Source organism: Mesorhizobium sp. M0185 (assembly GCF_040322175.1).
In the GTDB taxonomy this organism is placed as follows: domain Bacteria; phylum Pseudomonadota; class Alphaproteobacteria; order Rhizobiales; family Rhizobiaceae; genus Mesorhizobium.
Window position 1 is genome coordinate 98,797 of the sequence record NZ_JAMYSY010000005.1, and the last position, 21,384, is coordinate 120,180.

16 protein-coding genes are annotated in these 21,384 nt (G+C 64.6%); 8 read left to right on the forward strand and 8 right to left on the reverse strand.

Translation table 11 applies throughout. The features are described from left to right. Positions 1-6 precede the first annotated feature (6 nt). Positions 7-1,005, forward strand: a complete 999-nt coding sequence (locus NKJ20_RS06205) for a proline racemase family protein (protein WP_352448504.1) — start codon at positions 7-9, stop codon at positions 1,003-1,005. Here the strand turns inward: NKJ20_RS06205 and NKJ20_RS06210 are convergent. Next, entirely contained in the window at positions 1,002-1,697 is a 696-nt protein-coding gene (locus NKJ20_RS06210) for a sulfate transporter family protein (protein ID WP_352448505.1), read from the reverse strand. The genes NKJ20_RS06205 and NKJ20_RS06210 overlap by 4 nt on opposite strands. 215 nt (positions 1,698-1,912) lie before the next feature. On the opposite strand from NKJ20_RS06210, the gene NKJ20_RS06215 reads away from it, so the two are divergent. Then, a complete protein-coding gene (locus NKJ20_RS06215; protein ID WP_352448506.1) occupies positions 1,913-2,905 on the forward strand; it encodes an adenosine kinase in 993 nt (330 codons plus the stop codon). Positions 2,906-3,089: 184 nt separating this feature from the next. On the opposite strand, the gene NKJ20_RS06220 is transcribed toward NKJ20_RS06215, so the two are convergent. After that, positions 3,090-5,369 (reverse strand): NADP-dependent malic enzyme, encoded by a 2,280-nt coding sequence (locus NKJ20_RS06220; protein ID WP_352448507.1) that lies wholly within the window; start codon positions 5,367-5,369, stop codon positions 3,090-3,092. Positions 5,370-5,572: 203 nt separating this feature from the next. Between NKJ20_RS06220 and mutS the strand changes: the two genes are divergently transcribed. Next, positions 5,573-8,221 (forward strand): DNA mismatch repair protein MutS, encoded by a 2,649-nt coding sequence (gene mutS, locus NKJ20_RS06225; RefSeq protein ID WP_352743196.1) that lies wholly within the window; start codon positions 5,573-5,575, stop codon positions 8,219-8,221. Positions 8,222-8,296: 75 nt separating this feature from the next. Here the strand turns inward: mutS and NKJ20_RS06230 are convergent, their stop codons facing one another. From NKJ20_RS06230 to NKJ20_RS06240, 3 genes are all read right to left on the reverse strand, one after another. Next, positions 8,297-9,142: an aldo/keto reductase gene (locus NKJ20_RS06230; RefSeq protein WP_352743089.1), complete on the reverse strand. Its 846-nt coding sequence runs from the start codon at positions 9,140-9,142 to the stop codon at positions 8,297-8,299. Positions 9,143-9,251: 109 nt separating this feature from the next. Next, a complete protein-coding gene (gene copM / locus NKJ20_RS06235) occupies positions 9,252-9,638 on the reverse strand; it encodes a CopM family metallochaperone (protein ID WP_023676379.1) in 387 nt (128 codons plus the stop codon). Between the two features lie 43 nt (positions 9,639-9,681). After that, a complete protein-coding gene (locus tag NKJ20_RS06240) occupies positions 9,682-12,186 on the reverse strand; it encodes a heavy metal translocating P-type ATPase (protein WP_352743090.1) in 2,505 nt (834 codons plus the stop codon). Positions 12,187-12,413: 227 nt separating this feature from the next. On the opposite strand from NKJ20_RS06240, the gene NKJ20_RS06245 reads away from it, so the two are divergent. Both NKJ20_RS06245 and murJ read left to right on the forward strand, forming a co-directional pair. Beyond that, the gene (locus NKJ20_RS06245) at positions 12,414-15,212 is read left to right on the forward strand and encodes a [protein-PII] uridylyltransferase (protein WP_352743091.1); all 2,799 of its coding nucleotides are present in this window, start codon (positions 12,414-12,416) and stop codon (positions 15,210-15,212) included. A 46-nt stretch (positions 15,213-15,258) separates the two neighbouring features. Further along, complete coding sequence (murJ, locus tag NKJ20_RS06250; RefSeq protein ID WP_352455042.1) at positions 15,259-16,857, forward strand: murein biosynthesis integral membrane protein MurJ; 1,599 nt, start codon at positions 15,259-15,261, stop codon at positions 16,855-16,857. Here murJ and NKJ20_RS06255 read toward each other — a convergent pair. Both NKJ20_RS06255 and NKJ20_RS06260 read right to left on the reverse strand, forming a co-directional pair. Then, a complete protein-coding gene (locus NKJ20_RS06255; protein WP_352743092.1) occupies positions 16,832-17,236 on the reverse strand; it encodes a type II toxin-antitoxin system VapC family toxin in 405 nt (134 codons plus the stop codon). The two genes, murJ and NKJ20_RS06255, sit on opposite strands and share 26 nt — an antisense overlap. Beyond that, the gene (locus NKJ20_RS06260; protein WP_023676383.1) at positions 17,236-17,481 is read right to left on the reverse strand and encodes a type II toxin-antitoxin system VapB family antitoxin; all 246 of its coding nucleotides are present in this window, start codon (positions 17,479-17,481) and stop codon (positions 17,236-17,238) included. Before NKJ20_RS06260 ends, NKJ20_RS06255 begins: the two co-directional genes overlap by 1 nt. A gap of 369 nt (positions 17,482-17,850) precedes the next feature. Between NKJ20_RS06260 and trpS the strand changes: the two genes are divergently transcribed. From trpS to NKJ20_RS06275, 3 genes are all read left to right on the forward strand, one after another. Then, on the forward strand, positions 17,851-18,933 hold the full coding sequence (trpS, locus tag NKJ20_RS06265; RefSeq protein WP_352743093.1) for a tryptophan--tRNA ligase: 1,083 nt from the start codon (positions 17,851-17,853) through the stop codon (positions 18,931-18,933). A gap of 185 nt (positions 18,934-19,118) precedes the next feature. Then, positions 19,119-19,610 carry a universal stress protein gene (locus NKJ20_RS06270; protein ID WP_023717912.1) on the forward strand — a complete coding sequence of 164 codons (492 nt, stop codon included), beginning with the start codon at positions 19,119-19,121 and terminating at the stop codon, positions 19,608-19,610. A gap of 304 nt (positions 19,611-19,914) precedes the next feature. Beyond that, positions 19,915-20,484, forward strand: a complete 570-nt coding sequence (locus NKJ20_RS06275) for a NifU family protein (RefSeq protein ID WP_023676386.1) — start codon at positions 19,915-19,917, stop codon at positions 20,482-20,484. Between the two features lie 110 nt (positions 20,485-20,594). Here NKJ20_RS06275 and NKJ20_RS06280 read toward each other — a convergent pair whose 3' ends face one another. Next, positions 20,595-21,212 carry a L,D-transpeptidase gene (locus NKJ20_RS06280; protein WP_352448678.1) on the reverse strand — a complete coding sequence of 206 codons (618 nt, stop codon included), beginning with the start codon at positions 21,210-21,212 and terminating at the stop codon, positions 20,595-20,597. Positions 21,213-21,384: the final 172 nt, after the last annotated feature.

Below are 21,384 nucleotides of genomic sequence, written 5' to 3' on the forward strand. Positions count from 1 at the left end.
CGGCGAATGACGCTCACCGTCGTCGACATGCACACCGGCGGCGAGCCGCTGCGGATCGTCACCGGCGGCTACCCCGACATTCCCAAGGGCACGATCCTCGAAAAGCGTGCCTATGTGCGCGACTATCTCGATCATCTCAGAAAGATCCTGATGTTCGAGCCGCGCGGCCATTACGACATGTATGGCGCGCTGCTGGTGGAGCCCGACCTGCCGGGCGCCGACCTCGCGGTGCTGTTTATGCACAATGAGGGCTATTCGACGATGTGCGGCCACGCCATCGTCGCGCTCGGCCGCTACGCGGTCGACGAACGGCTGGTGGCGCCACGCGAGCCGCTGACGACGGTCAACATCGAAGCGCCATGCGGGCTGATTTCGGCTGCGGTCGAGGTGAGGGACGGCAAAGCCGGTGCGGTGTCCTTCGAAAGCGTGCCGGCGTTTCTGTTTGCCGGCGACCAGCGGATCGAGCTGCCGGGCTATGGTCCGGTCGGCTTCGACGTCGCCTATGGCGGCGCCTTCTATGCGCTGGCCGAATGCCGCCAGTTCGGGCTGGAATTCGGCAGGAACCGCGTCCGCGATTTCGTCGATGCAGCGACCGCGCTGACTGATAAGCTGAAGGCCGAATTGCCGCTGTTGCATCCCGACCACGCCGATCTCGCCTTTCTCTACGGTACCATCCTGACCGACGGACAGGATGCGTTCTCCGATACGCCGACCAAAAACATCTGCGTTTTCGCCGAGGCCGAGGTCGACCGTTCGCCGACCGGCTCCGGCGTCACCGCGCGGCTGGCGGCCATGCACGCCAAGGGCCAGATCGAGATTGGCCGAACGCGGCTGTTCGAGAGCATCGCCGGCTCGCGCTTTTCCGGCGCCGTCGTACGCACGGCCACAGCCGGGCCGCATGACGCGATCATCGCCCGCGTCGGCGGCCGCGCCTATTACTCAGGGCGGGCCGAATTCATCGTCGAGGACGATGATGAACTGGGGCGCGGCTTTCTGCTGCGCTAGCTCCCTTCCCGTGCCGAGATCGCCTTGTGCAGATGCACCATCATGGCGGCGGCGAACAGCGGCGTCAGAAGGTTGAGCAGCGGCACGGCGAGGAAAGCGGCGACCACCAGCCCGGCCAGGAACACGGCGATGGAGTGCTTTCTGCGCAACGCCTTGGCCTCGGCCTCCGGGCGAAAGCGCATGGCGGCGAACTCGAAGAATTCGCGCCCGAGCAGATAGCCGTTGACGACGAAGAAGGCGGCAATGTTGATGCCCGGCACCAGGAGCAGCAGCAGGGCGACGATATTGCCGAGGATGACGACGCCGAAGAACCGGATCGCCAGCACCAGCGAGCGCAACGCCGGCACGGCGCGGCCGGGCGGGTCGTTTGGATAATCCGTGCGCTCGACCACTTCGGCGACGTCGTCGAGGAACAGGCCGGCGATGATCGCCGTCACCGGCGCGATGAGCAGCGCCAAGCCCAGCGCAAGGCCGATGCCGGCGACGACGGCGCCCAGCCATCCGGCCCAGGAGGGTAGGGCGGGCAGCCATCCATCGATCCACGGCCAGGCCAGCCATTCGAACAGGCTCTTGATCCCGAACCAAAGCGCCGCCAGCGCCAGCAAGGTCAGCGCCAGCGTCTTCAGGAACACGGAACGGAATTCGGGCGAGAACAGCCGGCTCAAGGCGGCGCGGGCGGCGTCGAGGATCACGGCGTTTCCAATTCCATGTCAAACGAGGCCCATGGGCGATATTTCGGGATAGGCGGAGACAGGTCGCGAGACAAGCGCAAACCGCGCGATACGAAGCATCTGCGTTCTGCCCGGATTTATAACTCGCGGCCTAGGCAAAGCCGCATCAAACCGCTAGACCCGCCCGCGCCCGGCGTGGCAGAAAGCCGGTGGGTTTTTGGCGGAGACATGAATTGATGCCGGACTATGACGTGCTTTGTATCGGGAATGCCATCGTCGACATCATCGCCCAGTGCGACGAGGCGTTCCTGGAGACGAACGGCATCATCAAGGGCGCGATGAATTTGATCGACACGAGGCGCGCCGAACTGCTCTACAGCCGCATGGGCCCGGCCATCGAAGCCTCGGGCGGCAGCGCCGGCAACACGGCGGCGGGCGTCGCCTCCTTCGGCGGCCGCGCCGCTTTCTTCGGCAAGGTCTCCAACGACGCGCTCGGCGAAATCTACGCGCATGACATCCATGCCCAGGGCGTCGCCTTCGACACCAGGCCGCTTAACGGCGAACCTCCGACAGCGCGCTCGATGATCTTCGTCACGCCCGACGGCGAGCGCTCGATGAACACCTATCTCGGCGCTTGCGTCGAGCTCGGCCCGGAGGACGTCGAGGCCGACAAGGCGTCGGGCGCCGCCGTCACTTATTTCGAGGGCTATCTGTGGGACCCGCCGCGCGCCAAGGAGGCGATCCGGCAGACGGCGAAGCTCGCCCATGCCGCCGGGCGCGAAGTGTCGATGACATTGTCGGACTCGTTCTGCGTCGACCGCTACCGCGACGAGTTCCTCGATCTCATGCGATCCGGCACCGTCGACATCGTCTTTGCCAACAGCCACGAGATCAAGTCGCTCTACCAGACCGCGTCGTTCGACGAGGCGCTGGCCCAGATCCGCAAGGATTGCAAGATCGCCGCCGTCACCCGCTCGGAAAAGGGCTCGGTGATCGTGCGCGGCGACGAGACCGTGACCATCAATGCGACCAGGATCCGCGAGCTGGTCGACACCACCGGCGCCGGCGACCTCTATGCCGCCGGCTTCCTCTACGGCTACACGCAAGGCCGCAGCCTGAAGCAGTGCGGCGATCTCGGCTCGCTAGCGGCCGGGCTGGTCATCCAGCAGATCGGCCCAAGGCCACGCCAGAATTTGCGCAGAGAGGCCGAGCAGGCGGGGCTGCTGTAGCGGCACCTCTTCCTTCTCCCCCTGTGGGAGAAGGTGGATCGGCGCGCAGCGCCGAGACGGTTGAGGGGTGCTGGACGGAGTGCTGCCGGTGCCAAGCTGGAACACCCCTCATCCGACCGAGCTTCGCTCGGCCACCTTCTCCCCCAGGGGGAGAAGGGAGAGGCGCTGCTGCTGCCCCCGCTCGTCAAGCTCCCGCGCTATACGCCGCAATCGCTGCCATGTTGACGATGTCCGAATCCTTGGCATTGAGCGAGACGATCTGAACCGGCTTGTTCAGGCCGACCAGCAGCGGGCCGATGACGGTCGAGCCGCCGAGCTCCTGCAGCATCTTGGTCGAGATCGAGGCCGAGTGGAAGGCCGGCATGATCAGCACATTGGCCGGGCCGGTCAGCCTGATGAACGGGTACTGCGCCATGGCGCGGGCGTTGAGCGCCACGTCGGCGGCCATCTCGCCGTCATACTCGAAATCGACGCGGCGCTTGTCGAGGATGCGCACCGCTTCCTGGACGCGCTCGGAGCGCTCGCCCTGCGGATGGCCGAAGGTTGAATAGGCGAGCATGGCGAGCCTCGGCTCGTAGCCCATGCGGCGGGCGAAACCGGCGGCCTCCTCGGCGATGTCGGCGATCTCGACGGCATCCGGCATGTCATGCACCGCGGTGTCGGCAACGAGGACGGTGCGACCGCGCGCCAGCACGATCGACACGCCGATGACGCAATGGCCAGGCCTTGCGTCAATGACGCGGCGGATGTCGTCGAGCGCCGTCGAATAGTTACGGGTAACGCCGGTGACAATGCCGTCGGCATCGCCCAGCGCCACCATGCAGGCGGCGAAATGGTTGCGGTCGTTGTTGATCAGCCGCTGGCAGTCGCGGAACAGAAAGCCTTTGCGCTGCATGCGCTCGTAGAGATAGTCGGTGTAGACCGAGTTGCGCCGCGACAGCCGCGCATTGATGATCTCGATGCCTTGCTTGCCGAGATCGATGCCGGCGTTCCTGGCGTTTTCCTTGATGATGTCGTCGCGGCCGAGCAGGATGGCGGTGCCGAGCCGCTGGTTCACATAGGAGACGGCGGCGCGCATCACCTGCTCCTCCTCGCCCTCGGCAAAGACGATGCGCTTGGGCTGGCGGCGCACCCGGTCGTAGATGCGCTGCAGCGTCGAGGCGATCGGGTCGCGGCGCGCGGAAAGCTCCTGCGCGTAGCGGTCGAGATCGAGGATCGGCTTGCGCGCGACGCCGGAGTCCATCGCCGCTTTGGCCACCGCAATCGGGATGGCCGAGATCAGGCGCGGATCGAACGGCACCGGGATGATGTAGTTGGGGCCGAATTTCGGCCGCATGCCCTGATAGGCGGCGGCGACGTCGTCGGGCACGTCCTGGCGCGCCAGTTCGGCGAGCGCTTTGGCCGCGGCGATCTTCATGTCGTCGTTGATGGTGGTCGCCCGCACATCGAGCGCGCCGCGGAAGATGTAGGGGAAGCCAAGCACGTTGTTGACCTGGTTGGGATAGTCGGACCGTCCCGTCGCCATGATGGCGTCGGTGCGGATCTCGGCGACCTCCTCAGGCGTGATCTCGGGGTCGGGATTGGCCATGGCGAAGATGATCGGGTTCTTGGCCATCGACTGCACCATTTTGGTGGTCAGCGTGCCTTTGGCCGAGAGGCCGAGGAACACGTCGGCGCCGTCCAGCGCCTCGGCCAGCGAGCGCGCGCCGGTTTTCACGGCGTGCGCCGACTTCCACTGGTTCATGCCTTCGGTGCGGCCCTGGAAGACGACGCCCTTGGTGTCGCAAAGGATGATATTCTCAGGCGCAAAGCCCATCGCCTTCATCAATTCGATGCAGGCGATGCCGGCAGCGCCGGCGCCGTTGCAGACCATTTTGGTGGTCTTCATGTCGCGGCCGGTGATTTCCAGCGCGTTGATCAGGCCGGCAGCCGAGATGATGGCGGTGCCGTGCTGGTCGTCATGGAAGACCGGGATATCCATCAGCTCGCGCAGCCGCTGCTCGATGATGAAGCATTCCGGTGCCTTGATGTCCTCGAGGTTGATGCCGCCGAAGGAGGGGCCAAGGAAACGCACGCAGTTGATGAATTCGTCGGCATCCTCGGTGTCGACCTCGAGGTCGATGGAATCGACATCGGCGAAGCGCTTGAACAGCACCGCCTTGCCTTCCATCACCGGCTTCGAGGCCAGCGCGCCGAGATTGCCGAGGCCGAGGATGGCGGTGCCGTTGGAGATGACGGCGACCATGTTGCCGCGAACCGTGTAGTCGAAGGCGCGGCTCGGGTCCTCGGCGATGGCGAGAACCGGCACGGCGACGCCCGGCGAATAGGCAAGGCTGAGATCGCGCTGCGTCGCCATCGGTTTTGTGGCGACGATCTCCAGCTTGCCCGGACGGCCCATGGCGTGGAATTCCAGCGCCTCCTGGGCGCTGACGGAGGGCCCGTTGCTTTCGGTTTTCTTGGCCATGGTACTTTCGGTTTCCTCGCCCGTACGGCACCGCTTGAGATGGGTGCGCATGCTTTCTTTTGTGGAAGGTTCGGGATTAAGGCTACACTTCGCCGCTGTAAACCGCCAAGCATGGCTTGCAAAATTTTGGAAGCAGCTTCTTGAACGACGAGACGCCCATTCAAAGCGACAATGCCACGCCGGCCTTCGCGCCGGCGACGCCGATGATGGAGCAGTATATCGAGATCAAGGCGGCGAATCCGGATTCGCTGCTGTTCTACCGCATGGGCGATTTCTACGAGCTGTTCTTCGACGATGCCGAGAAGGCGAGCCGGGCACTCGGCATCGTGCTGACCAAGCGCGGCAGGCACCAGGGGCTCGACATCCCGATGTGCGGCGTGCCGGTGCATGCCGCCGACGACTATCTGCAGAAGCTGATCGGCCAGGGGTTCCGCGTCGCTGTCTGCGAACAGATCGAGGATCCGGCCGAGGCCAGGAAGCGCGGCGGCAAATCGGTGGTGCGCCGCGACGTGGTGCGGCTGGTCACCCCAGGCACCATCACCGAGGACAAGTTGCTGGCGCCGTCGGAATCGAGTTTTCTGATGGCGCTGGGACGGGTTAAGGGCGGGGCCGAGCATTCCTTTGCCTTGGCCTGGATCGAGATCTCGACCGGTGTCTTCCGCGTCGCCGAGACAACCACCGACCGGCTGCTCGCCGATGTCTTCCGCGTCGACCCGCGCGAGCTGATCGTCGCCGAGCCGGTGTTTTACGACCCGGAGCTGAAACCGGTGTTCGACGTGCTCGGCCGCGTCGCCAGCCCGCAGCCGCCGTCACTGTTCGATTCGGCTTCGGCCGCCGGCCGCATCGCCCGCTTCTTCGAGGTGGCAACGCCGGATAGTTTCGGCTCGTTTTCGCGCGCCGAGCTGTCGGCGATCTCGGGCGTCATCGCCTATGTCGAGAAGACGCAGAAAGCCGAGCGGCCGCCGCTGTCGCGGCCGCAGCGCGAGGAGCAGGGCTCGACGCTGTTCATCGACCCGGCGACGCGCGCCAATCTGGAACTGCTGCGCACGCTGTCCGGCAGCCGCGACGGGTCGCTGTTCAAGGCGATCGACCGCACGGTGACCGGCGGCGGTGCAAGGCTGCTCGCCGACCGCTTGATGGCGCCGCTGACCGACCCGGCGGCAATCGCTGCAAGGCTGGACTCGGTGTCGTTCTTCCGCTCCGAAACGCGCCTCTGCCAGGCGGTGCGGGCAAGCCTGAAGAGCGTCGCCGACATGCCGCGGGCGCTGTCCAGGCTGGCGCTCAACCGCGGCGGCCCGCGCGACCTCGGCGCGCTGCGCGCCGGTTTCGAAGCGGCCGGCGCCATCGCCGAACTGTTCGGCCAAACCGCATTGCCGGCCGAACTGACTGCGGCGTTGGGAGCTATCAAGGCACTGCCCAGTGAACTGGCGACGCATCTGGCACAGGCGCTCAGCGACGAGCTGCCGTTGCTCAGGCGCGACGGCGGCTTCGTCCGCGGCGGCTACCACGCCGAACTCGACGAGATGCGGGCACTGCGCGACGAGTCGCGAAAGGTGATCGCCGGGCTGGAGCGTTCGCTGATCGACGAGACCGGCATCCGCTCGCTGAAGATCAGGCACAACAATGTGCTGGGCTATTATATCGAAGTCACCGCTAACCACCATGCGCTGATGACCGGCAGCGACGGCGCCAAGGCGCGCTTCATCCATCGCCAGACCATGGCCAACGCCATGCGCTTCACCACCACGGAACTCGCCGAACTGGAAACCAAGATCGCCAACGCCGCCGACCGGGCGCTGGCGATCGAGCTTGCCGCTTTCGAGGCGCTGACGGCGGAAGTGGTCGGCCAGGCCGACACGATCCGTGCCGGCGCCGAAGCGCTCGCCGTGCTCGACGTTTCGGCCGCACTTGCCTTGCTTTCCGAGAGCGAGGCCTGGTGCCGGCCGCTGGTCGATGCGAGCCTTGCCTTCGAGATTTCGGGTGGACGTCATCCGGTGGTCGAACAGGCGCTGCGGCGTTCCGGCGAAGGCCCGTTCGTCGCCAATGATTGCGATCTGTCGCCGCAAGGCGATGCCAAGGCCGGCGCGATCTGGCTGCTGACCGGCCCCAATATGGGCGGCAAATCGACCTTCCTCAGGCAAAACGCGCTGATCGCCATCCTCGCCCAGACCGGCTCCTTCGTGCCGGCGGCATCAGCCCATATCGGCGTCGTCGACCGGCTGTTTTCGCGGGTCGGCGCCTCCGACGATCTGGCGCGCGGCCGCTCCACCTTCATGGTCGAGATGGTCGAGACGGCGGCGATCCTCAACCAGGCAGGCGAACGCGCACTGGTCATCCTCGACGAGATCGGCCGCGGCACCGCCACCTTCGACGGCCTGTCGATCGCCTGGGCGGCGGTCGAATATTTGCACGAGAAAAACCGCTGCCGGGCGATCTTCGCCACGCATTTCCACGAAATGACGGCGCTGGCCGGAAAACTGCCGCGGCTCTCCAACGTCACCATGCGGGTCAAGGAATGGGAGGGCGACGTGGTCTTCCTGCACGAGGTCGGCAAGGGTGCCGCCGACCGTTCCTACGGCGTCCAGGTAGCGCGGCTGGCCGGCCTGCCAGAGGCCGTCGTCGGCCGGGCCAAGGAAGTGCTGCACCAGCTCGAGGCCGACGAGGTCTCGGGCAAGGCCAACCGCCTGGTCGACGACCTGCCGCTGTTTTCCGTGGCAGCGAAGCGGGAGGCGCCCAAGCCGGCGAAGAGTGATGGGCTGGGTTTGGCGCTAGCGGAGATCAATCCCGACGAGATGACGCCAAGGGAGGCGCTGGAGGCGCTGTACAGGCTGAAGGGGATGGCTGGGAAGTAGTGCTCGTCTGATAGCGCTCTACGGCACCCCCCTCTGTGACGGAACGCTGCTTTGGCTTGCCTTCCGCCCCACCCCTCAAATCATCGCCAGGCCCGACTTCCGCCTCGGCGGCGGAAAAGCGCGATCAATTTCGGCGAAATCTTCCCTCGTGAGCGCGATGTCCAACGCCGCGACATTCTGCCGGATATGCTCCGGGCGGCTGGCCTTCGGAATGGCGATGATGCCGTCCTGCGCCATCACCCAGGCAAGCGCGATCTGCGCCGGAGTCGCATCGTGGCGAGCGGCGATGGCATCTAACCTGGCGTTGCGCGCCAGTACCCCCTGATCGACCGGCGAATAGGCCATCAGCGGCATGCCGCGTTGCCGGCTCCACGGGGCGAGGTCGAACTCGACGCCGCGCTGCGACAGATTGTAGAGCACCTGGTTGGTCTGGACGTTGCCGCCGGCCGGCAACCGGACCAGCTCCTCCATCTCGCCGGTATCGAAATTGCTGACGCCCCAGTGGCGGATCTTGCCGGCTGCCTTCAACGCTTCGAACGCCTCTACCGTTTCCGTCAAAGGCACGCTGCCCGGCCAATGCAGCAGATAAAGATCGATTCGGTCGGTGGCGAGATGCCTCAGGCTGTTCTCGCAGGCCCGTTTCACGCCGGCGCGCGAGGCATTGGACGGCAGCACCTTGGAGACCAGGAAAACCTCGTCGCGGCGACCGGCGATGGCCTCCGCCACCACCTCCTCGGCACCGCCGCTGGCATACATTTCGGCGGTGTCGATGAGCGTCATGCCGAGATCCAGCCCGAGCTTCAGGGCATTGGCCTCGTCGCCACGGCGGCGAGCGTCTTCGCCCATCTTCCAGGTGCCCTGGCCGAGCACCGGCACGGCTTCGCCGCAGGGCAGGGAGGTCGTTCTTATCGTCGATGGCATGGCATGCTCCAGTCCGAGGCCCGGATAGCACCATAGCCGCCAAGGGAAATCCAGGCGAAGCAGAAATCCAGGTGAAGCCTCTCGCCCGGATTCCCCGACAGCGTCACGCCTACTTCACCGGATGGGCAGCGAGCCAGTCCTGCATCTGCTTGATCTCGGCTTGCTGCGCGGCGATCACTGCTTCCGCCAGCTTGCGGATTTCCGGGTCCTTGCCATTGGCGAGCTCGACCTTGGCCATGTCGATGGCAGCCTGGTGATGCGGGATCATGCCGCGGGCGAAATCGACATCGGCATTGCCGGAATATTCGATTGCCATCATGTCGGTATGCATCTTGTCCATCGCCGCCTTGTAGCCCTCGGTCGAGGGGCTCTGCGCGCCCATTGCGCCCATGTCGTGCTTCATCTCCTCGGCTTGTGCCGGAACACTTTCGAGGAAAACGGCAAGCAGCATTCCCGCCGCCATCATCAGCAGCACGATCTTCTTGGCCAAGGTCATTCATCGTCTCCTTTTTTGAACAGGGTCTATCTGGAATGTTTACTCAGAGTTTCAACGTCCTGAGCCGCAATGCGTTGGCGATCACCGAAACCGAAGACAGGCTCATCGCCGCCGCCGCGATCATCGGCGACAGCAGCGTGCCGGTGAGCGGATAAAGCACGCCGGCAGCAACCGGCACGCCGAGCACATTGTAGAGGAAAGCAAAAAACAGGTTCTGGCGGATGTTGCGGATCGTCGCGCGGGCCAGCGTCCTCGCCCTGACGATGCCGTTGAGATCGCCCTTGACCAGCGTAATTCCCGCACTTTCGACCGCAACATCGGCGCCTGTGCCCATGGCGATGCCGACATCGGCGGCGGCCAGTGCGGGCGCATCGTTTACCCCGTCGCCGGCCATGGCAACGCCGGCACCGCCGGCGCGCAATTCCTCGACCAGCGCGTTCTTCTGTTCGGGCAAGAGCCCGGCACGCACCGCGTCGATGCCGAGCTTGGCGGCGATGGCCTTGGCGGTGCGCTCGTTGTCGCCGGTCGCCATGACGATCTTCAGCCCGCTGTCATGCAGCGCCTTGATCGCCTCGGCGGTGGTCGCCTTGATCGGGTCGGCAACGGCGACGAGGCCGGCGAGCCGGTTGCCGACAGCAACGAACATCGCGGTCTTGCCGTCGGCCTGCAGCGCCTCGGCGCTGGCCAGGACCGCCGCCGTGTCGATGCCGAGATCGGCCATCATCGCGGCATTGCCGAGCGCCACCTTCTGCCCCGAAACCGTGCCGGAAACACCCTTGCCGGTGACGGCCTCGAAACCGCCGGCGTCCGGGATATTCACCCCGCGTTCGCGGGCGCCGTCGACGATCGCCTCGGCCAGCGAATGCTCCGAGCCTTTTTCCAGCCCGGCGGCGAGCGCCAGCAGCTCGTCCTGCGCCATGCCTTCGACGGCAACGACATCGGTCAGTCGCGGCCGGCCTTCGGTCAGCGTTCCCGTCTTGTCGACGATCAGCGTATCGACCGAGGCGAAGCGTTCGAGCGCCGCCGCTTCCTTGATCAGCACGCCGGCATGCGCGCCGCGCCCGGTGGCGGTCATGATCGACATTGGCGTGGCAAGGCCGAGCGCACAGGGACAGGCGATGATCAGCACCGAGACCGCCGAGACGATGGCAAAGACCAGGCTGGGTTCCGGTCCGACGATCGCCCAGGCGACGAACGCAATGATCGCAACCAGAACGACGGCCGGGACGAAGTAGAACGAGACGCGGTCGGCCAACCCCTGGATCGGCGCGCGTGAACGCTGCGCCTTGGCGACCAGCTCGACGATGCGCGCCAGCGTCGTCTCGGCGCCGACTTTGTCGGCGCGCATGATCAGCGAGCCGTTCTTGTTGAGCGTACCGCCGGTGAGGTTGTCGCCGTCGGTCTTTTCGACCGGCAGCGGCTCGCCTGTGATCATCGATTCGTCGATGGAGGAGCGCCCTTCGAGCACAATGCCGTCGACCGGCACGGCGTCGCCTGGGCGGATGCGCAAGCGGTCGCCGGCCTTGACGGTTTCGAGCGGCACGTCGTCTTCGGAACCGTCCGCGCCGATCAGCCGCGCCGTCTTCGGCGCCAGGTCGAGCAGCGCACGGATCGCCGAACCGGTTTTCTCGCGGGCACGCAATTCCAGCACCTGGCCGAGGAACACCAGCGCGACGATTACCGCCGCCGCCTCGAAATAGACCGGTACGGTGCCGTCATGGCCGCGGAACTGGTGCGGAAAGAGGCCTGGAAACAGCGTGGCGATGACGCTGTAGAGGTAGGCGGCACCGACGCCGAGCGAAATCAGCGTCCACATATTGGGGCTGCGGTTGAGGATCGAATCCCAGCCGCGGTGGAAGAACGGGAATGCCGCCCACAGCACCACCGGGCTGGCCAGCGCCAGCTCCAGCCAGACCTTCGCGCGGTCGTCGATGAAGGCCTGAAACGTCAGGCCGAGCATCGGCGCCATGGCGATGAGCAGCAACGGCACGGACAGCACCGCGCTCACCCAAAAGCGCCTGGTGAAGTCGACCAGTTCCGGGTTAGGTCGCTCGTCGCCGGTCGGCACGCCCATCGGCTCCAGCGCCATGCCGCAGATCGGGCAGGAGCCGGGCTTGTCGCGGATGATTTCGGGATGCATCGGGCAGGTGTATTGCGTGCCCTTGGGCATCGGCTGCGGCGCCGGCCTGTCGCCGAGATATTTTGCCGGCTCGGCTTCGAACTTCGCCTGGCAAGCGGCCGAGCAGAAATAGAAGCCTCGGCCCTCGTGCCGCAAAAAGTGCTTGGCCGTGGCGCGATCGACGCTCATGCCGCAGACGGGATCGGTTGCGGTCAGGTATTTTTCCGGCTCGGCGACGAATTTCGCGCGGCAGCCCTCGCTGCAGAAATGATAGCGATGGCCGTCATGCTCGGTCGTCGGCTTGCCGGCAGCCGGATCGACGGTCATGCCGCAGACCGGATCGCGGACGACGGCGTCCGCAGCAGAGGAGGCGCCTTTTGCCGAGCAGCAGCTGCCATGGGCGTGATGATGGTGATCGGAATGCGTCATGCCGAAAGCCCCTGTATTTCGATGTTGCGGCGGAGGTAGTGCTTCCAGTAACTGGAAGGTCAAGGGCTGATTTCGATTTTTCGTGGCCAGGCCCAAACTGCACCGGCCGCGGGCATGAGACGATCGTCCCGTTCCACGGCTGCGGAGAACGCGTCCGTCCGCCCCATACCCAGCGCCGCGAAAACGCGCTATAGACGCCGCCGAAACGGCGAGGCCGAACGGCATTTATGGCAAGAATATCCCTGAAGCTCGAGGAACTGATCGACGGCGAAGCCTTGCGCCGCGAGATGACCGAACTGACCGCGGCCACGGCAGGCGACGGCTCCGGCAAGGCCGCGCGCAGCGGCGTTCTCAAGCTTCTCAAAAGCCGACTCGCCGACGGCCGCACGGTCGCCGAACGCATGCTGATGGACGATGGCAGCGGTACCGCCTGCGCCGCCCGGCTGTCGCATCTGATGGATGAGATCATCCGCGCGCTCTACGACTTCGCCGCCACCCATGTCTATCGCGTCAAAAACCCGTCATCGGCCGAGCGCATGGCGGTCGTGGCCGTCGGCGGCTATGGCCGTGGCACGCTGGCGCCCGGGTCCGACATCGACCTGCTGTTCCTGCTGCCCTACAAGCAGACGCCATGGGGCGAGCAGATCGTCGAATACATGCTCTACATGCTGTGGGACCTCGGGCTGAAGGTCGGCCATGCCACCCGCAACATCGACGAGTGCCTCAGGCTGTCGCGCACCGACATCACCATCCGCACCTCGATCCTGGAGGCGCGCTTCCTGTGGGGCGAGCAAAAGCTCTATGACGAGCTTTTGCAGCGCTTCGACCACGAGGTGGTGCGCACCACCGGCCCCGAATATGTCCAGGCCAAGCTCGCCGAACGCGACGAGCGCCACGCCAAGGCCGGCGAGAGCCGCTATCTGGTCGAGCCCAACGTCAAGGACGGCAAGGGCGGCCTGCGCGACCTGCAGACGCTGTTCTGGATCGCCAAATATTTCTACCGCGTGCGCACCGGCGAGGAACTGGTCGACAAGGGCGTCTTCACCGACGCCGAATACAGGGAATTCCAGAAGGCCGAGGATTTCCTATGGGCGGTGCGCTGCCATATGCATTTCCTCACCGGCAAGGCCGAGGAGCGGCTGCATTTCGACATCCAGCGCGACATTGCCGAGCGGCTGGGCTACACCACCCATCCCGGCCTGTCGGCGGTCGAACGCTTCATGAAGCACTACTTCCTCGTCGCCAAGGATGTCGGCGACCTGACCCGCATCTTCTGCGCCGCGCTGGAAGAAGAGCAGGCCAAGCATGTGCCGGGCTTCAACCGCATCTTTCTCACCTTTTCGCGCCGCAAGCGCAAGCTCGCCGGCACGGCCGATTTCATCGTCGACAACCACCGCATCAACATTGCCGACGACGAGGTGTTCGAGCGCGATCCGGTTAACCTGCTCAGGCTGTTCTGGTTTGCCGACAAGCATGGCCTGGAATTCCACCCCGATGCGCTGAAGCTTTTGACCCGCTCTCTCGGCCTCGTCGGCAAGGCGCTCAGGCGCGACGAGGAGGCCAACCGGCTGTTCCTCGATATCTTGACCTCGGACCGCAACGCCGAGCTCAATCTGCGGCGCATGAATGAGGCCGGACTGCTTGCCAAGCTGATCCCGGATTTCGGCAAGATCGTCGCCATGATGCAGTTCTCGATGTACCACCACTACACCGTGGACGAGCATTTGATCCGCTGCATCGGCGTGCTGGCCGAGATCGAGCGCGGCGACGGGGAAAAGATCCATCCACTCGCCCACTCGCTGATGCCGGGGCTGAAGAAGAGCCGCGAGGCGCTCTATGTCGCCGTGCTGCTGCACGACATCGCCAAGGGCAGGCCGGAGGACCATTCGCAAGCCGGCGCCAGGATCGCCCGGCGCATCTGCCCGCATATGGGGCTCTCGCCGGCAGACACCGAAACGGTCGCCTGGCTGGTCGAGAACCACCTCGTCATGTCGATGACGGCGCAGACCCGCGATCTCAACGACCGCAAGACGATCGAGGATTTTGCCGCCATCGTGCAGTCGGTCGAACGGCTGAAGATGCTGCTTGTGCTTACCGTCTGCGATATCCGCGGCGTCGGGCCTGGGGTCTGGAACGGCTGGAAGGGCCAGTTGCTGCGTACGCTCTATTACGAGACCGAGCTTTTGTTGACCGGCGGGTTTTCGGAGGTGTCGCGCGCCAAACGGACGGCGGCGGCGCGCGAACAACTGGCCGAGGCGCTTGCCGACTGGCCGGAAAAGGCCCGCAAGCGTTATGTCGGCCAGCACTACGAGAACTATCTGCTGGCGGTCGATCTTCCCGACCAGCTCCGCCATGCCGAATTCATCCGCGAGGCCGATCACGCCGGCAAGAAGCTCGCCACCATGGTGAAAACCCACCAGTTCGAGGCGGTGACCGAGATCACGGTGCTGGCGCAGGACCATCCGCGCCTGCTTTCGGTGATTGCCGGCGCCTGTGCCGCGGCCGGCGGCAACATCGTCGACGCGCAGATCTTCACCACCTCGGATGGTCGGGCGCTCGACACCATCCTGATCTCGAGGGAGTTCGACCTCGACGAGGACGAGCGCCGCCGTGCCGAGCGCGTCGGCCGGCTGATCGAGGACGTGCTGTCGGGCAAGAGCTGGCTGCCCGAAATGATCGAGAAGCGGACCAAGCCGCGGCGCGGCGCCAAGGTTTTCCGTATTCCGCCACGCGCCGAGATCCGCAACAAGCTGTCGAACCGTTTCTCGGTCATCGAGGTCGAGGGGCTGGACAGGCCGGGCCTTCTGTCGGAGATCACCGGCATGTTGTCGGACCTGTCGCTCGACATCGCCTCGGCCCACATCACAACCTTCGGCGAAAAGGTCATCGACACGTTCTACGTCACCGATCTCACCGGCCAGAAGATCGACAGCCCGTCGCGCACCGCGACTATCCGCAACAGGCTGATCGCGGTGCTCGAGGGCACGGCGTCTGAGCGCGGCAAGACCAAAACGGCCGCCGAGTGACTGTTACCTTCCATTTGCCCCAATCGCACAGGCAGTCTTCAAGCGCATGAGCCTTGTCAAGAAATTCGCCACGGTCGCTTCCGGCACGCTGATGAGCCGCGCCCTCGGTTTCGGCCGCGAGATGCTGATGGCTGCCGCACTCGGCACCGGGCCGATCGCCGACGCCTTCAACGCCGCCTTCCAGTTCCCCAACACCTTTCGCCGGCTGTTTGCCGAAGGCGCTTTCAACGCCGCCTTCGTGCCGCTGTTCGCCAAGGAGATCGAGACGCACGGCACCGACGGCGCCAAGCGCTTTTCCGAAGAGGTGTTCGGCGTCTTGTTCACGGCGCTTCTGGCGCTGACCATCGCCATGGAACTGGCGATGCCGCTGATCGTGCGCTACCTGGTGGCGCCGGGCTTTGCCGACACGCCGGGAAAATTCGAGACGACGGTGGCGCTGGCGACCGTCATGTTCCCCTACCTGATCTGCATGTCGCTCGGCGCCATGATGGCCGGCATGCTGAATTCGCTGCGCCGCTATTTCGCCGCTGCGGTGGCGCCGGTGTTCCTCAACGTCATCCTTATCGCCGTGCTTGCCTTTGCCTGGTACAAGGGTTCGGACGCCCGCACCGTCGGGTTCGGGCTGGCCTGGGGCGTGCTGGCGGCCGGCCTGGTGCAGCTGGCGATCGTCTGGGCGGCGGTGCGCCATGCCGGCATTTCGATCGGCTTCCGGCGGCCGAAGATGACGCCGAACGTCAAGCGGCTGCTGATCCTGGCGCTGCCGGCGGCGATCACCGGCGGCATCACTCAGATCAACCAGCTGATCGGCACGGCGATCGCGTCGGCGCAGGACAGCGCGGTGTCGTCGCTGGCCTATGCCGACCGCGTCTACCAGCTGCCGCTGGGCGTCGTCGGCGTCGCCGTCGCCATCGTGCTTTTGCCGGAACTGTCGCGGGCGCTGAAATCAGGCAATCTGGTCGAGGCCGCCAATCTGCAGAACCGCTCGGTCGAGTTTACCCTTTTCATGACCTTGCCGGCGGCGGCCGCGCTGCTGGTCATGTCCGAGCCGATCGTGCGGCTGGTCTATGAGCGCGGCGCCTTTGCCGCCAACAATTCGACGCCGACGGTCGCGGCAATCCTGGCGATCTTCGGCCTCGGCCTGCCGGCCTTTGTGCTGATCAAGGCGTTCACCCCAGGCTATTTCGCCCGCGAGGACACGCGCACGCCGATGATTTTTGCCGCCATCTCGGTGGCGGTTAACATTACGACGGCGCTGACGCTGTTTCCGACCATGGGCGCGCCCGGCATTGCCGTTGCCTCCGCTGTCGCCGGCTGGGTCAATGCGGCGATGCTGCTCGCCGTTCTGATCCGGCGCGGCCATTGGGGCCGCGACGTGCCGCTCATGAAACGTATCCCGCGGCTGATGCTGTCGGCGGCGGTGATGGCCGCGGCGCTCTATTTTGCCGAACACTGGTTCGCCGCAAGTCTCGGCTCCGGCTCGCCGCTGGTGATCAAGGCGGTAACGCTGCTAGCGCTCGTCGCCGGCGGGGCGCTGCTTTACTTCGTCACCGCCTTCGCCATCGGCGGTGCCGATTTCGGCATGATCCGCCGCAATATCGGGCGCAAGGGCTCCCAGCCGGTCAAGCAACAGTCTCCAGATCCGTGAAGCGGAATTCGTCCGCCGTCGAAAGCATCGGAACGGCGTAGTAGCGCGCGCAAGCGTAGTGGAAACAGTCGGCCATGTTGAGGCGGCCAGCGTTGTTGCGAAACCGCGACGCAGCCTCGACTGACAGAGATGCTGCGTCAGAGGCAGGCGGAAGCTCCCGCAAGGTGATTCCACGCTCTTCGAGAAAACGGCTGACTATCTTGAAGCTTGTGGCGACCGGGACGGCTAGCTTTTCCGATCGCGAAAGCGCCATCGCGGCTTCCCAAACCGCGATCGCCGACGTGAACGGAGCCGACGCCTTCATGACCGCCTGCGCGCAGCGCGGGGCTTCGGTCTCGTTGCTCAGTATTGCAACGATAGCGGCTGCATCGATGAACATCAGTCTTCGCCGGACAATTCGTCGTAGACCGAGCGCGGCAGCGGCTTGCGCGCCTGCTCGCTCAGCTCAATCCCGAACTCGGCCCGGAGCCGTGCCGCCGTCTCCAGCGGCGTCTCGCGATTGCGCCGGCGCTCCAAGGCTTCGCGCATGGCGATCACGATCGCCTCGGTGATCCCGACACCTTCAAGCCTGGCAAAAGCCCGCGTCAGGCTGTCCGCTTCCTTGTTGTTGATGTTGATCGTCATTGTTTTGCTTCCGCTGTGTAGCAAATATTATGTAGCTACCTACATCAGTCCGTCAATGTGGCCCTGAGCCAAATCGAAGCGATTGCCGAGGCGAGCTATTTTGTTCTTGCTTTGTGCCGGCAGCTATGCTACTAATTTGAGTATGGTGCTGATTCGCACCGACGACCCCGCCGCAAGGCGGGGTTTGTGATTCTGGTCGGCGCCATCCCTTCAAACAGCCTTCTGCGGCGTCTTGCTCGGCCACGGCCAAGGCCCTGCGCGGCCCTAGCCAATACCCCTCTTGATCGCCTCCTCGCTCTCGTCCATAAGCGCGCCGTCGCAAGACTTTCGCCGCGCGCGAAACGGCCCTCCACAAGCCAGGGAAACACTATGACCGACCTCAACCAGCCCGCCTTCAAGCCGCTCGTCTTTTCCGGCGTCCAGCCAACCGGCAATCTGCATCTCGGCAATTATCTCGGCGCCATCAAGAAATTCGTCGCCCTGCAGGACACTTCCGACTGCATCTATTGCGTCGTCGACCTGCATTCGCTGACCGCACAGCTCGTCTATGAGGATCTTCAGGACCAGACGCGTTCGATCACTGCGGCGTTTCTCGCCTCCGGCATCGACCCGACCAAGCACATCGTCTTCAACCAGTCGCGGGTGATGCAGCACGCCGAGCTTGCCTGGATCTTCAACTGCGTGGCGCGCATCGGTTGGATGAACCGCATGACGCAGTTCAAGGACAAGGCCGGCAAGGACCGCGAGAACGCCTCGCTCGGCCTGCTCGCCTATCCCTCCCTGATGGCCGCCGACATCCTCGTCTACCGCGCCACCCACGTGCCGGTCGGCGACGACCAGAAGCAGCATCTGGAGCTGACCCGCGACATCGCGCAGAAATTCAACAACGACTTTTCGGACCGCATCGCAGCGCTTGGCGTCGGCGTCGAGATGCAGGTCGGCGAAGAGACGGTGAACGGCTATTTCCCGCTGACCGAGCCGGTCATCGGCGGCCCGGCAGCGCGCATCATGTCGCTGCGCGACGGTTCGAAGAAGATGTCGAAATCCGATCCGTCAGACCTGTCGCGCATCAACCTGACCGACGATGCCGACGCCATCTCGAAGAAGATCCGCAAGGCCAAGACCGACCCGGAGGCTTTGCCCGGCGAACTGGACGGGCTTGCCGGCCGGCCGGAAGCGGAAAACCTCGTCGGCATCTATGCCGGCCTCGCCGAAATCTCGAAAGAGGCGGTGCTGAAGGAATATGGCGGCCAGCAGTTTTCGGTGTTCAAGCCCGCGCTGGCCGACCTTGCGGTGGAAAAACTGGCGCCGATCGCCGGCGAGATGCGCCGCATCTCCAGTGACCGCGCCTATGTCGACGCGGTGCTGCGGGATGGCAGCGAGCGTGCCGGCACATTGGCCGAAGCGACCATGAAGACCGTGCGCGACATTATCGGCCTGCTGCAAGGCTAATGCATGTCGCGCAAAAGTGTGCAGCAGTTTTGCGATAACGATATGCATAAAACAAGAACCTGAAGCGCGTCGCTGGTCGAACGCGACGCGCTTTAAGCTGCACCAGCATTGCCACAGCCGCCGGTCGCTTGCGGGCGGGCTGTGGCGGTGGCAGATTGCGACCGAAACCATCGAACAGGGTGAATATGGTCTCCAAACGCCTCAGCCGCGAAGCCGGTCATCGCCGCAAGTTCCTGGCGATCATCGACGACACGCCCGAATGCGAGCGCGCCGTCGCCTACGCCTCGAAGCGGGCGCAAAGCACGGGCGGCGTACTGGTGCTGCTCTATGTCATCGAGCCGGATGATTTCCAGCACTGGCTGGGCGTCGAGAAGATCATGCGCGAGGAGGCGACCGCCACGGCGCGTGCCGCACTGGACAGCTACGCCAACAAGGTGCGCCAGAAGCTCGGCATCGAGCCGGAACTGGTGGTGCGCGAAGGCAAGCCGACCGAAGAGATCCACAAGCTGATCGAGGAAGACCAGGACATCGCCATCCTGGTGCTGGCGGCAGGCGCCGGCAAGGAAGGGCCTGGGCCGTTGGTCGGCGCGGTCGCCGGCAAGGGCGCCGCCTTTCCGATTCCCGTCACGGTGGTGCCGCAGAACCTGTCGGACGAGGAGATCGACAGCCTCGCCTGAGATGTGCTGATATTCAGGTGAGGCCGGCCTGCAAATGGCGGCTTCCTGCGCTTCCGGTGCTCACGTACCAAAAGTACGCTCCGCTCCGGTTCTCGGAAACCACCCAGTTTGGTCGCTTCGCGCCCGTCTTCGACTCCGGCTCGGCCTGACCTGAATCTCAACACATCTCCAATCGTTTCAGCGAACTAGCAAAACATTCCGCCTGCCGCTACCGCCGACGATGCCTTTCGCTTGAATGTCGGGCGGATAAAGCCTAATTAGAATTATTCCAAACTAGCTGCCCGAAACGGGCACGGAGACGGCCATGTTCATCCAGACCGAGTCGACGCCAAATCCGGCGACGCTGAAATTCCTGCCCGGCAAGGAAGTGCTGCAAGAAGGCACCGCCGATTTCCGCGATGCCGACAGTGCCGCGACGGCTTCGCCGCTCGCCGGCCGCCTGTTCGAAATCCCCGGCGTCACCGGCGTCTTCTTCGGCTATGATTTCATCACCGTGACCAAGGACGGCCCCGACTGGCAGCATCTGAAGCCGGCTATCCTCGGCGCCATCATGGAGCATTTCATGTCCGGCGCGCCGGTGATGGCCAAGGCCGGCCCCGCCGCCGAGACCAGCCAGACCGGCGAATTCTACGACAAGGCCGACGAGGAGCTGGTCGTCACCATCAAGGAGCTGCTCGACACGCGGGTGCGCCCGGCGGTGGCCCAGGACGGCGGCGACATCACCTTCCGCGGCTTCGAGAACGGCACCGTGTTCCTGCACATGAAGGGCGCCTGCGCCGGCTGCCCGTCGTCGACGGCGACGCTGAAGCACGGCATCCAGAACCTGCTCCGGCACTTTGTGCCGGAAGTGCAGCATGTCGAACAGGTCTCCTGACGCGACGTTCCATCGTCAACGTCGATAGACAACAAAAAACCGGGCCAAAGTGCCCGGTTTTCTGTTTGCGACGTCTGTGTTGTTGCCTAGACGGTCCGCGTATAAGGGTTTTATATCACAATGACCTTGGCGCCGACCGAGGTGCGGTCGTAGAGGTCGATAATGTCCTGGTTCATCAGCCGGATGCAGCCCGACGACATCGCCTTGCCTATCGAATTCCATTCCGGGCTGCCATGCAGGCGATAACCCATGTCGCCGCCCTTGTTGAACAGGTACATGGCGCGCGCGCCGAGCGGGTTCTTCAACCCCGGCTCCATGCCACCGGCAAACTTGGCCAGCTCCGGCTGCCGCTTGATCATCTGCGAAGGCGGTGTCCAGGTCGGCCATTCGCGCTTCAGCGCGATATGGGCGGTGCCGTGCCATTCGAAACCCTCACGGCCGACGCCGATGCCGTAGCGCATCGCTTCGCCGTCGCCCATGACGAAATAGAGGAACTTGTTCTGCGTATCGACGATAATGGTGCCCGGCTTTTCCCTGGTGTCGTAGTCGACGATCTGCCGGCGGTATTTGAACGGCACCTTTTCGATCGGAACGCGCGGCAGGTGATAGCCGGCGTCGGTCACCGCGCCGTAGTTGTTGGTGAAGATCTGCGAGCCGATGGTGCTGCAACCGGCGACAGCCGTCGACAGCGCCAGGGCCGCGACGATTGCAAGTGACTTCATGCGCATGAAAAGGTCCGATGCCTGCCCAAACAACAGCGGCTCGAGTCGGCCGCTTTTTTCATCTTCATTCATGCTGGCATTTGCTTTGCTTGCCAAGCGGGCGATGCCTATATCCTTGGGCTTGCGTGCCGGTAAACCTGCGACTATGGCATTTCGGCAACAGCCCCGGCAGGATTAT